Source organism: Rhodococcus sp. IEGM 1379, from assembly GCF_030056815.1.
Classification (GTDB): Bacteria; Actinomycetota; Actinomycetes; order Mycobacteriales; family Mycobacteriaceae; genus Rhodococcus_F.
The window spans coordinates 1-12,464 of record NZ_JASHKR010000111.1 but is presented as its reverse complement, the minus strand read 5'-3'; the positions used below and the strand labels follow the sequence as shown (position 1 = coordinate 12,464).

The following is a 12,464-nucleotide window of genomic DNA, read 5'->3' as shown; positions in this document are numbered from 1 at the left end:
TTGACGAAGCTGGGATACCTGCATCACATCCCCTCCAGCATTCGACGTGAAAGCGACGACGGTGCCCACTGGGTTGCGCCGGACGTCATCTTCGATCAGCACCTCGACAGTGCCGTTCGTGCCTTCCAGCAGCAACGTGGGCTGCTTGTCGACGGAATTGTGGGCCCGGCGACGTATCGGTCGATTCGTGAGGCCTCGTACCGTCTGGGCGCCCGCACACTGATCTACCAGTTGTCCGCGCCGCTGTACGGCGACGACGTGGCAGCGCTGCAGACCAGACTTCAGGATCTCGGGTTCTACACGGGCCGCGTCGACGGTTTCTTCGGCCCGAAGACTCACGAATCGCTCTCTTCCTTCCAGCGTGAAATCGGTATCGCGGCCGACGGTATCTGCGGTCCGCAGACGCTTCGATCGCTCGAGCTTCTCGGCACCCGTGTCACCGGTGGTTCGCCGCACGCGATCAGCGAGCAGGAACTGGTGCACCGCAAGGGCCCGCAACTCGGCGGAAAGCGCATCGTCATCGATCCGGGTTTGGGTGGGCCGTCCACCGGTGCCATCGTGAACGGGATTTCCGAAGCCGACATCTTGTGGGATCTCGCTATGCGCCTCGAGGGGCGAATGGCTGCCACGGGAATGGAAACCTTCCTCTCGCGCCCGCACAACGCAGATCCGACCGAAGCCGAACGTGCGTTGACCTCCAACGCATTCGACGCCGATCTCTTGATCTCGTTGCGCTGCGACAGCAATTCCAGCCCGTCGGCCAGCGGCATCGCCAGCTTCCATTTCGGTAACTCGCATGGTTCCGTGTCGAGGATCGGCCAACTGCTCACGGGCTTCGTCCAGCGCGAAATTGTGGCACGAACTCCGTTGCGGGACTGCAGAACTCACGGTAGAACGTGGGAGTTGTTGCGCCTGACCAACATGCCGACAATCCAAATCGATCTCGGATACCTCTCCAACGCGAATGATGTTGAGGTACTTACCAATCCGCGGATGCGCGACACCATCGCCGAGGCAATTCTGATTTCGGTCAAGCGCCTCTACCTACTCGGCCAGGACGATCAGCCGACCGGCACCTTCACCTTCGCCGAGCTTCTCGCAGAAGAACTTTCCGTAGCAGAACGCAACTGACGCGCGCCGGCGGGTGACGATCCCGCCAACTACACGCGCGTCAGTTCGCCGGCCTGAATCATCTCGAGTGCAGCGCTCTGCAGGAGGCGGTCGAGTGCTTCCTCGACGTCGACCTTCCACTCGTGATCACGATTAAGCTCGAGGCGTAGCCGCGGGTACCGGTGGTGGGGGGCAACAACCTCGAAACCGCAGTCCTCGAGGAAGTCTGCACTGATCATGCATTCTTCCGGCGAACATTCCAGGGCTGCCGTCGCCGACGCGACCCCCTCGAACTGCTGCTGCGGTTCTCCGCGGATTCCGAACGCTTCCAAGGCACGCACACCGCGTCGCACAAGATCGTTCACTACAGCCGAAATGAGAGCCGGCCCGAGGCTTTCCTCTTCGCCTGACGGTTCCAGCCTGAGGCTGGTCAGAAGTACGGCGTCGGAGCCCACCGGGCTGGTGGGAAACATCTGTGCCCGCGGAATGCTTCGGGGAGGGGCGTAGAGCGCACTACCGAGAGGCTTGCCGTCCTTGACCGCGACTTGTCCGCAGGATCCCCATTCGAGCAAGACCATCGACAGCCAGGCTTCTTTCTCGAACTCCTGATCACAGAATCCACGAGCCGCGTGAAGCGCCGCCGGATCCATCTCCCAGAACACGCACCGACGAGCGTGCGAAGAAAGTTGATCGAGACCGTCGAGGCGCAGTGACGTGATTGTGTGAGTCGACACTGACTAACTCACTCTCCGTAGTTCTTTGTTGCAAGTTCTCTGGTGCACATTTTCAGATCTCTGTTGCAGATTTTCGGCCCACCCGACGTATCTTTCTTCTCCAGACTAAGCCACCACGACGCCGTCGGCAGCGCCATGGTGTTCATCTTCCTTAATACGTTGCAGCCCAACATATTTCATTCGGAATACCGATTCGAAAACTCCCATTTCCGACAGTATTGTCACAGTGACGAAAGTCGGTAAGGTGCTGGGATGTCAGAGTTTCGTCACTTCTTCGACTTCTGCAATTCCATCATCCCGACGATGCGCTGGAGGTCGTCGACGGATCCGAATTCGACCACAATCTTGCCCTTGCGCTTGCCCAGACTGACCGTCACACGAGTGTCGAACGAGTCCGACAACCGCTCCGCCACATCCTGAAGACCCGGCATCACAATCGGCTTCCGCTTCTGCTGCGGAGCAACCTCGTTGTCTGCCCGGTTGGCCAAAGTGACAGCTTCCTCGGTCGCTCGGACGGACATTCCTTCCGCCACGACGCGCGCTGCCATCACTTCCTGAGCGTCGGCACCCGCCTCGAGGGAGAGCAACGCACGAGCATGTCCGGCGGAGAGAACACCGGCAGCGACGCGTCGTTGAACTGCCACCGGCAACTTCAACAGACGAATCATGTTGGTCACTACCGGCCGTGAACGACCAATCCGGTGAGCCAATTCTTCATGTGTCACCTCGAACTCTTCGAGCAACTGCTGATACGCGGCAGCTTCCTCGAGGGGATTCAACTGGACGCGATGAATGTTCTCGAGGAGCGCATCACGCAACATCGAGTCGTCGTCGGTCTCGCGAATGATCGCCGGGATCTTCTCGAGACCGGCTTCCTGACTCGCTCGCCAACGACGCTCGCCCATGACAAGTTGGTACTTGTCGCCGTTACGACGAACCACGATCGGCTGCATCAATCCGAATTCGCGGATGGAATGCACCAACTCCGCGAGTGCTTCCTCGTCGAAAACGGTGCGCGGTTGCTTCGGGTTTGTCTCGATCAGACTCGGTTCGATCTCGAGGTACACCGCACCGGTCGGCTCGAGTTCTGCGTCCGGGGAGGCACCGGCAGCGGCCTTCTTGGTAGCTCGCGGCGCCTTCGATGCCGCCACCTTCAGTGGGGGAGGGGAGGGGTTGCGCTTGCTTCCACTGCTGTCTCCACCGATGACGACGTCGGCAGCCGCCGAACCGAGGCCGGGTGCCGTAGCCGGACCGGTGGGAATGAGAGCGGCCAACCCGCGGCCCAATCCGCCTTTACGTGCCTGGGTCATCTCACTGCTCCTGCGTCGTGGTCGTAGCGGTGATAGAGCGGCCGGCAAGTTCGCGGCCCGCGTCGAGGTAGCTCATCGCCCCACGTGAACCTGGGTCGTAGTCGAGAACAGTCATGCCGTAACCGGGAGCTTCGGAAACCTTGACGCTTCGAGGGATCACGGCGCGGAGAACGGTGTCACCGAAGTGCTTACGGACTTCCTCGGCGACCTGGTCTGCAAGCTTGGTCCGGCCGTCGTACATCGTCAGAAGGACGGTGGAGACGTGTAGATCCGGATTGAGATGCGCTTGTACCAATTCGATGTTGCGGAGCAACTGGCCTACGCCCTCGAGGGCGTAGTACTCGCACTGGATCGGGATCAGAACTTCCTTGGCCGCCACCATCGCGTTGACGGTCAGCAGGCCCAGGGACGGCGGGCAGTCGATCAGGACGAAGTCCACGTCGAGCTCGGTGAGAACCTTGTCGTTGAGTGCGCCCTTGAGTCGATTCTCGCGAGCCACCATCGATACCAGTTCGATTTCCGCGCCAGCCAGATCGATCGTTGCGGGGATACAGAGAAGGCGCTCGCTGTGCGGGCTGGTCTGCACCGCGTCAACGGCCTTCACTTCGCCGATGAGGAGCTCATAGCTTGACGGGGTGCCCGAGGTATGTACGACGCCCAGCGCAGTGCTGGCGTTGCCCTGAGGGTCCAAATCGACCACGAGAACCCTGAGCCCTTGAAGGGCGAGTGCCGACGCGAGGTTGACCGTCGTCGTTGTCTTGCCGACGCCACCCTTCTGGTTGGCGATCGTGATCACTCGACGGAACGCCGGCCGGGGCAGTGATACCGAATGCGGGTGCAGCACCTGACTCGCACGATGCGCGGCGGCACCGATCGGGGTCTCAGCCGACGACAACCCCGCATAGGGAGCAGTGAAGTTCTCGTCGTCGTTGACTACTGGATCCGCACTGACAACCGGCATAGTTGTTTCACGTGAAACAACAGATTCAGATCGAGCCGACATTGACTGCTCCTTGGATTGCGAATCGATCACTGGGTGCTCTCATCATCTGTACTTTCTTGTCCATCGTCATCCGAGAATTGTTGGCGGACATCGTCAGCGCTGACGTCGTTTAGGGAGGCGTTCTGCCTTGACCACAACCGTGGGCGTGCGGAGAAACTCAGATCCACATTCGAGTATTTCGAACTTGCCGGCACCGAGTTTTGTCAACGCGGTTCGGTCTCGCTCGATCTCTTCGGCGGCACTCGACCCCTTCAATGCGAGCATCCGTCCGTGCTCGTGGATGAGGGGGAGTGACCACCGCGCCAACTTTTCCAGAGGAGCGACGGCACGCGAGGTGACGACATCGGCGCCGCCTGCTTCCTTCACGACACCCGATTCTTCGGCGCGCCCACGAACGACAAGAACATCCAACCCGTTAGCTTCGATGAACTCGGCAAGGTAAACCGAACGACGCAAAAGCGGTTCGACGAGAGTGATCTTGAGATCGGGTCGTGCGATCGCGAGCGGAATTCCGGGCAACCCGGCACCACTTCCCACGTCGACGACGGACTCACCTTCGGCGATCAGTTCACCGATAACGGCGCAATTGAGTAGGTGACGTTCCCATAACCGCGGCACCTCGCGAGGGCCGATCAGGCCGCGCTCGACGCCATCTGTAGCCAGGGATTGGTAGTACCGTTCCGCGATGTCGTATCTGTCACCGAACACAGCGCGCGCAGTCGCTTGTTCATCCCAGTCAACCGACGGCGCACCATTTTGTTCCACGTGAAACATCCTCCCGCGAATACCGCGAAATCAACAATCAAGACTCAAGTCATTATCCGTGTTGTCACCGACAAGTGTTCGCTTCTACCCGTCGACTCGCTGTGAGTCTGCCAACTAGTTCAATTCGGCGCCAGGGTTTCACGTGAAACATCGATACTGAAAATATGAATAGCAGAATTAATATCATCACAGTGACGAAACTAGCGCTGGTGTCAGGTTACCTCAATTATCTCCCAAAAATGTCGGCAATCCACTAAGTCAAGCTTGGTTTCACGTGAAACCAAGTTCAAGAAAGACGGGTTCTGATCAATCTTCCGTCGCCCTGTCATTCGGACAGCGGATACCGCGTACACGGTGAACGCCCTAGCATTCGAAACGCCACTTGCGGCCCGAAAATTCGCTTTGTGCAAATATTTGAACCTCGGCTGCACCAACAGACTTACGCGACAGATCTCACCGTCCATTAAAGGAATTCGGAATGACACGCACATATGCCGACCGACGAAAACTCTGGATGAGATCACTGGCAAGCATTGCGATAGCAAGTGCAGCAGTGGCCGGTACCGTACTGCTCGCGCCACCCGCCACAGCCGCCGCCACGTTCTATCTTCCTTTCCCCACCGGCCGCAGCTACACAATTTCACAGTCGCCCGGTGGATCGACATCACATACAGGCCAGTACAACCAACACGCAGTTGACTTTGCGCTCCCGATGAATTCGGAGGTCTCGAGTTCGGGCGACGGAACTGTCTACTTCGCCGGCAGTGTCACCACCGGCGCCGGGAACATGGTGCTCGTCGACCACGGCGACAATCGCTGCACCCAGTACGCCCACCTGAACTCGATCAACGTCGCCAAGGGCACGCGCATCTCCGCTGGACATGTGATCGGGCGATCCGGACAGAGCGGCAATGCCTCCGGCCCACACCTGCACTGGAACATGGTCAACTGCTCAGCTCAAACCACCCGCGAAATCGTCAACACGGTGGAGCGCGGCACAAACTACCCTGCCGGAACATCTGTGACCAGTCAGAACGGAGCCCAGTCTCCGATCGGCAATATCGATCGAGTGACCTCACCTAGTCCAGGCATCGTCTCTGTCGGGGGTTGGGCATTCGATCGTGATGACAAATCAGCGAGCCTGGCAGTTCATGTCTACGTCGGGGGAGAAGCAGGTGTTGTAGGTGCCGAAGGACATCCATTGTCTGCCAACGTTTCTCGACCGGATGTAAACAATGTCCACGGATTGACCGGTAACCATGGATTCGACACAACCATTGAAACGGCAAAATTCGGAAACCTCCCTGTGTGTCTGTATGCCATCAATATCGGAGGAGGCGGTAACACTCTGATCGGTTGTCGCACAGTCAATATCGCAAACCCAAATCCACTCGGTTCGCTCGACGATGTCTCGGCGCCGTCCGGCGGCACAGTTCAAGCGAGAGGTTGGGCATTCGATCGAAGTGATACCAGCAAGGCTCTCGAGATTCATCTGTATATCGGCGGGCAGGCAGGACAACCCGACGTCGAAGTCAAGAAGTTCGTTGCAGATAAATCCCGCACAGATGTCAATCAGGCACACGGAATTGCCGGCAATCACGGATTCGACACTGCAGTCAAAACTTCCAAGACCGGTCAGCAAACAGTGTGCGCTTACGGCATCAACATAGGCACAGGAAACCACAACACCGAACTCGGATGCAAGACAGTCACCATCGCTGACGCGCCTGCACCCGAACCCACACCGGGAACCGGATCCCTGAATTTCGGTAGCTGATATAGCGTGAGTTAGCCCTTCACAAACACCGATCGTTTCACGTGAAACACATCACTTCGCGCACCGACAAGAATGCGGGCCTCGGGAAAGTCCGGGGCCCGCATTTTCTTGCTCCAGGGGAGTGTCAGTCCTTGAGGACAACCACTCGACGTGAAGGCTCAGCGCCCTCACTTTCGCTCGAAACGCCGTCGACCTTGGCGACGGCGTCGTGCACGATCTTGCGCTCGAACGGCGTCATCGGCGCCAACTCTTCGCGCTCACCGGTCTCGAGAACTCGCGCGGCAGCTTCCGCACCGAGGACACTGAGTGCTTCGCGCCGACCCGCACGCCAGCCTGCGATGTCCAGCATCAAGCGGCTTCGCTCACCGGTCGATTGCTGAACAGCCAACCGGGTCAGTTCCTGGAGAGCATCCAGAACCTCACCCTTCTGACCGACCAGCTTGGTCAAATCGTCTCCACCGTCGATGCTCACGATCGCGCGATCGCCCTCGACGTCCAAGTCGATGTCGCCGTCGAAATCGAGCACATCGAGCAACTGCTCGAGGTAGTCGCCGGCGATTTCGCCTTCTTCGATCAAATCGTCATCGGAATCGTCGAGGTCTGAATCGATATCGACCTCGGTAACCGGCGCAGCAGTTTCGGTGCTCACGTCTGAGTTTTCTCCATCCACAGCGATGTCAGCTTCACTGGACATTGGTCGTTCTCTTTCCTCGATCAGCGCCGCTTATTGCGCTTGGGGGAGTTACCGCGATTGGTCTGTGGCCGGTTCTGCTTCGGTTTCGGCGTGGAACCGCCGCCGCTTGCACCGGATGATTTCGGCGCAGGCTTCTCCGACTTCTCGAGCGAAACTTCAGGCTGCTCTGCCTCTTCGTCGGACGAATCTGCAGTCTTCAACGCGGCCGGGGAACCCTTTTTCTTGGTGGGATCAGGCCGAGCCCCGGGCTTCGGGGCATTGTCGTTGCGACGAGTGATCGCTTCCTGCTTCTTCTCTTCTTCCTCGGCATCGATCTTGCGGAAGACAAGATGCTGCTGGCCGTAGGTCCACATGTTGTTGGACACCCAGTACAGCAGGATGGCGATCGGCAGGAACGGTCCACCGACAAGAACACCCAGTGGGAAGACGTAAAGCGCGAGCTTGTTCATGATCGCGGACTGCGGGTTCGCCGCGGCAGCCTCAGACTGGCGAGCAACGGAAGCGCGTGAGTTGAAGTGCGTCGCGATGCTGGCGATGATCATCAGCGGAACTGCGACCAAGATGATGTTCAGCCGTGAGGGCAGTTCCGGAACGTTCTCGGTGACGTAAGCCTGGAGCTGAGCGACCGGCGTCGTGATGGCTGCCGAGATCGGCGCACCGAACAGGCGGGCATCCAGGAAGGATTGAACGTCTGTCGCACTGAACACGTAGTTGGGCGTATTCGCATTGGTGATGGGGTCCATGGACAGCTGACCCATACCCGTGCCGGTGCGGTTGAACGAGCGCAGAACGTGGAACAGACCGATGAACACCGGCGCCTGAGCCAAGACCGGGAGGCAACCCATGATCGGGTTGAATCCGTGCTCCTTCTGGAGCTTCTGCATCTCGACAGCCTGACGCTGACGGTCACCCGCGTACTTCTTCTGCAGAGCCTTGATCTGGGGCTGCAATTCCTGCATCTGACGGGTGGTGCGGACCTGCTTCACGAACGGCTTGTACAGAACAGCACGCAGCGTGAACACCAGGAACACCACGGACAGTGCCCAGGCGATACCGCTGTCTGCGCCCAACACAAAGCCGAAGACCTTGTGCCAGACCCACAGAATCGCGGAAACCGGATAGTAGATGAAATTGAGCACGGCTCTAAGTACTCCTCTGTTCGTCCATAGGACCAGGGTGGCGGCAACCCGCATCACGGTCACGACGGGCAGGGACGGGGTCCCACCCTCCAGAATGCCAGGGGGCACACTTCGCCAACCGCACCACAGTCAAGAAAAGGCCTTTGATCGCCCCATGCGTGCGCAGCGCTTCGACTGCGTACTCACTACAAGTGGGGGTAAACCGGCAGGTCGGCATCCGCAAGGGCGACACATATGTCCGGTACAGCTCGATACAGAAGATCAGAACAGTGGCGGGAGCACGACGCACGACCTTCAACACCGTCAAAAAACGGGAGGCCGAGGGAGATTCGATCTGCTCAGAGAGCGGAGTACTCATGGCTCTTCACTTACCGACACCAATAGGTTCATCTTTTTCAGACCTGCGCGCAGTTGCGTGGCCAGTTCCGCGGAACTGGCGGTGGCACTACCCGGAAGAGCACGGATAACCACATCCGTCGCGGGTGAAACCTGCTGTGCGAGGTCTGCACAGATATGACGAAGCCGGCGCGCGACTCGATGTCGAATCACCGCCGGCCCGACAGCCTTGCTCACGATCAGCCCGAAACGGGGACCGTGATTTGTAACTACCAGCGCCTCTACTTGCTCGCGATCGAACGCGTGCACGACAAGGTCGCGTCTTCCCATACGACGACCGCGTCGCACCGCCACGGAAAAATCTGAGTGGCGACGCAACCGGTACGGCTCAGGCAACACCCCGAGCTCCTGAACTCAAAATCAGATCAGGCTGTAATGGATTCGCGGCCCTTACGGCGACGCGCCGAAACGATTGCACGACCCGCACGGGTACGCATACGAAGACGGAAGCCGTGAACACGCGCGCGGCGGCGATTATTCGGCTGGAACGTCCGCTTGCCCTTGGCCACGGTCAACACTCCTCGAAGTTCATTGGCGCCTCCCGGCGCCCTCAATTTAATCGGCGCCACTTGAGCGCCTTGGATCTAGCTGGATCTAACTAGCTAGGACTAACAATGTTCTCCACTCGACAAGCGGCTTGGATAATCCTTCCGACCCGACATGTGTAGTCAGCACGAAACGATCACCGCCAACGGGTGACTGTTAGAGGTTACTTACCACCGTTGCCAAGGTCAAACCAGCACTTTCGACGGACCCCTCACGCCAAGCAATGCGACACGCTAAAAGTCCGAAGATCCCACAAGTTTGCCCGACTATGTGCATAGGCCCGTGACCTCGAGCGAGGCTGCGAGTGTGACCTTGGCAACATTTTTGCAACCGAGGCCGAGGCAGACAAATCCCGGTGTACACAATTCCGGCTCGGAACCACTCGACGAGGTCTCATCTGCACATTCGGTTCGAGGCGCAGGTTTCGACGCTGAAACCCGAGTTTCCACATTCATCCACAGGGCTGTGAGTATTAACGCATCGCTACCACCGAGTGTCTGACGCCTCGAGTCCTCACAAACCTGCAGGTAAACGGTTTTCTTGTCAGGTTTTCAAGAAAACCGCCACAAAAAAACCGACTCTGTGCACGTTTGTCCACATCTGTGGATAATTGTGTGGAAACACAGTTCAGGTGGCATATTCGTAGCCTTACGAGGTTCTCACCTCAGGTGAGTCGATACACCGAAAGGTGCCACACCACCGAACATCCACGCCGCAGCAACGCGCTCGGCAGCGCCAGCACACCTCACCTGTCGCCGAAACATGGGAAGGAACCACGTGAACGACGATCCCAACGCGCTCGCACGTGCCTGGGTCGACGTGGTTGCAGAACTCACGAGTGATGACCCCGGGAACGATCTTCCGATACTGAGCAGTAAGCAGAAGGCGTTCGTTCGTCTGGTGAAGCCGCTCACACTCGCGCAAGGATTTGCACTCCTCTCGGTTCCGTCGTCCTTCGCTCAAGAGACAATCGAACGCGATCTACGCGAACCGATTCTGCAAGCACTCGGACGCCACCTCGGCGGACAGGTAGAAGGGCTCGGCGTCCGTATCGCTCCGCCGGACTCCGATCCATCGGCCGAACCCGAAGAGCGCACCGGAAGCCGACAGTTCGAATCGGTCAACAGTTCCGGTGCCTACCGCCGGCGCCGTTTCACCGAAGGTGACGGAGAACCCTCGGACTCCGAAACAGCCGAGAGTGAAGAAGTCGACGACGACCGGGAAGCACTCGCGAGCGTTCACGAATCGTGGCCGTCGTACTTCACGAAGCCGCCGGCGACACCGTCGTCGTCCAACTCCGGTGCAAACAGCCTCAATTCGAAGTACACCTTCGACACCTTTGTCATCGGGTCGTCCAACCGTTTTGCGCACGCTGCTGCCGTCGCGATCGCCGAAGCCCCCGCCCGGGCATACAACCCCCTCTTCATCTGGGGAGCGTCCGGACTGGGCAAGACGCATCTGTTGCACGCCGCCGGCCACTATGCACAACGACTCTTCCCCGGCATGCGCGTGAAGTACGTCTCCACCGAAGAGTTCACGAACGACTTCATCAACAGTCTTCGTGACGACCGCAAGGTCGCATTCAAGCGTCGCTACCGCGAAACTGATGTGCTGCTGGTCGACGACATCCAGTTCATCGAGGGCAAGGAAGGTATCCAGGAAGAGTTCTTCCACACCTTCAACACCCTGCACAACGCGAACAAGCAGATCGTCGTCTCCTCCGACCGGCCGCCCAAGCAGTTGGCAACCCTCGAGGAGCGACTGCGGACCCGATTCGAATGGGGCCTGATCACCGACATTCAGCCGCCGGAACTCGAGACGCGTATCGCGATCTTGAGTAAGAAGGCGAGGATGGATCGCCTCGAGGTGCCGCACGACGTCCTCGAGCTGATCGCCAGCCGGATCGAGCGCAACATCCGCGAACTCGAAGGCGCGTTGATTCGTGTCACCGCATTTGCGTCGCTCAATCGTCAGCCGTTGGATCTGACGTTGGCTGAGGTTGTCCTTCGCGATCTGATGCCGGATTCGTCGAGCCTCGAGATCAATGCAGCGACGATCATGGCCGTCACGGCCGAATACTTCAATATGTCGATCGACGACCTGTGTGGGCCCGGTAAGGCCCGTCCGCTCGCACAGGCACGCCAGATCTCCATGTATTTGTGCCGTGAGCTGACGGATTTGTCATTGCCGAAGATCGGTCAGACATTCGGACGTGACCACACCACCGTCATGTACGCCGACAAGAAGATCCGTAAGGAAATGACCGAGCGTCGCAAGGTTTACGACCAGGTTCAGGAGCTGACGGCTCGGATCAAGCAGCGCTCTAAGCGCTGACCTGCAATTTTTCGAGCCGATGCCGCTCGAGGGGAGTTGTCCCTCGAGCGGCATCGGTGTTTTTCTGTGCCCTCGATTTAGGCCCCTCGAGGGCGAACGGTCCTCCGAAACACGCGACACGCCCGTGTTAGACACGCCGGTTTGATCGAACTCTGAAGTTCCTTTGAAAAGTATTCACATCTGGGGATAACTGTGTGGATAACTCCCGAAGTCTGTGGAGATCTCGAGGAGGAATCCGAAAACTTTTCAACTGTGCACAGAAGAGGCCAATCGCTCCTCGAGTCTGTCCTCGAGAAGTCCACAGGCCCTCGAGGGGGCAGACCTGCATCAACAACCGTTACTCCACAGATTGCACAGGACTTATTACTACTACTGAGAAATTTCTAGGAAAAGCTCTTTGAAAACAGAATTGGGGACAACTCCTGTTAGGAACCCCTCGAGGCGGACCAGCCGTCCCGGCTTCGGCTTTCCTCATCGCCCCTCGAGGGCATACGGTTGGCGTCGTTGCCGTCTGGGTCGGACTCGTCGTTACCGTCTGTGTCAGACTTGTGACGAGCTGATGCGGATTCGCACCACCAGAACATGACTACCGAGAGGAATCACCCGGCGATGGAGCTTGGAAGCCTGAAGTTTCGCGTTTCCCGGGAAGAATTCGC

12 protein-coding genes are annotated in these 12,464 nt (G+C 58.6%); 3 read left to right on the top strand and 9 right to left on the bottom strand.

Translation table 11 applies throughout. The features are described 5' to 3' along the window. Positions 1-1,131: N-acetylmuramoyl-L-alanine amidase (locus QM600_RS27280; protein WP_502943119.1), on the top strand; the 1,131-nt coding region annotated here is incomplete at its 5' end. A 29-nt stretch (positions 1,132-1,160) separates the two neighbouring features. Here the strand turns inward: QM600_RS27280 and QM600_RS27275 are convergent. From QM600_RS27275 to rsmG, 4 genes are all read right to left on the bottom strand, one after another. Further along, positions 1,161-1,844 carry a GNAT family N-acetyltransferase gene (locus QM600_RS27275; protein ID WP_283264890.1) on the bottom strand — a complete coding sequence of 228 codons (684 nt, stop codon included), beginning with the start codon at positions 1,842-1,844 and terminating at the stop codon, positions 1,161-1,163. 266 nt (positions 1,845-2,110) lie between these two features. After that, a complete protein-coding gene (locus QM600_RS27270; RefSeq protein WP_283264889.1) occupies positions 2,111-3,154 on the bottom strand; it encodes a ParB/RepB/Spo0J family partition protein in 1,044 nt (347 codons plus the stop codon). Position 3,155: 1 nt separating this feature from the next. Further along, a complete protein-coding gene (locus tag QM600_RS27265; RefSeq protein ID WP_283264888.1) occupies positions 3,156-4,157 on the bottom strand; it encodes a ParA family protein in 1,002 nt (333 codons plus the stop codon). 93 nt (positions 4,158-4,250) lie between these two features. Beyond that, on the bottom strand, positions 4,251-4,931 hold the full coding sequence (gene rsmG / locus QM600_RS27260) for a 16S rRNA (guanine(527)-N(7))-methyltransferase RsmG (RefSeq protein ID WP_094270581.1): 681 nt from the start codon (positions 4,929-4,931) through the stop codon (positions 4,251-4,253). Between the two features lie 469 nt (positions 4,932-5,400). Between rsmG and QM600_RS27255 the strand changes: the two genes are divergently transcribed. Continuing rightward, positions 5,401-6,699: a M23 family metallopeptidase gene (locus QM600_RS27255; RefSeq protein WP_283264887.1), complete on the top strand. Its 1,299-nt coding sequence runs from the start codon at positions 5,401-5,403 to the stop codon at positions 6,697-6,699. Positions 6,700-6,823: 124 nt separating this feature from the next. Here the strand turns inward: QM600_RS27255 and QM600_RS27250 are convergent, their stop codons facing one another. From QM600_RS27250 to rpmH, 5 genes are read right to left on the bottom strand one after another with little or no spacing between them, the layout of a single operon-like run. Next, complete coding sequence (locus QM600_RS27250) at positions 6,824-7,393, bottom strand: Jag family protein (protein WP_283264886.1); 570 nt, start codon at positions 7,391-7,393, stop codon at positions 6,824-6,826. Positions 7,394-7,413: 20 nt separating this feature from the next. Next, positions 7,414-8,532, bottom strand: coding sequence for a membrane protein insertase YidC (yidC, locus tag QM600_RS27245; protein WP_283264885.1), 1,119 nt, complete (start codon positions 8,530-8,532; stop codon positions 7,414-7,416). Positions 8,533-8,536: 4 nt separating this feature from the next. Continuing rightward, positions 8,537-8,890 (bottom strand): membrane protein insertion efficiency factor YidD, encoded by a 354-nt coding sequence (gene yidD / locus QM600_RS27240; protein WP_094270585.1) that lies wholly within the window; start codon positions 8,888-8,890, stop codon positions 8,537-8,539. Beyond that, positions 8,887-9,267, bottom strand: a complete 381-nt coding sequence (rnpA, locus tag QM600_RS27235; protein ID WP_094270586.1) for a ribonuclease P protein component — start codon at positions 9,265-9,267, stop codon at positions 8,887-8,889. Before rnpA ends, yidD begins: the two co-directional genes overlap by 4 nt. Before the next feature lie 26 nt (positions 9,268-9,293). Further along, complete coding sequence (gene rpmH / locus QM600_RS27230; RefSeq protein ID WP_094274674.1) at positions 9,294-9,437, bottom strand: 50S ribosomal protein L34; 144 nt, start codon at positions 9,435-9,437, stop codon at positions 9,294-9,296. Between the two features lie 814 nt (positions 9,438-10,251). On the opposite strand from rpmH, the gene dnaA reads away from it, so the two are divergent. Beyond that, complete coding sequence (dnaA, locus tag QM600_RS27225; protein WP_283264884.1) at positions 10,252-11,808, top strand: chromosomal replication initiator protein DnaA; 1,557 nt, start codon at positions 10,252-10,254, stop codon at positions 11,806-11,808. Positions 11,809-12,464 lie beyond the last annotated feature (656 nt).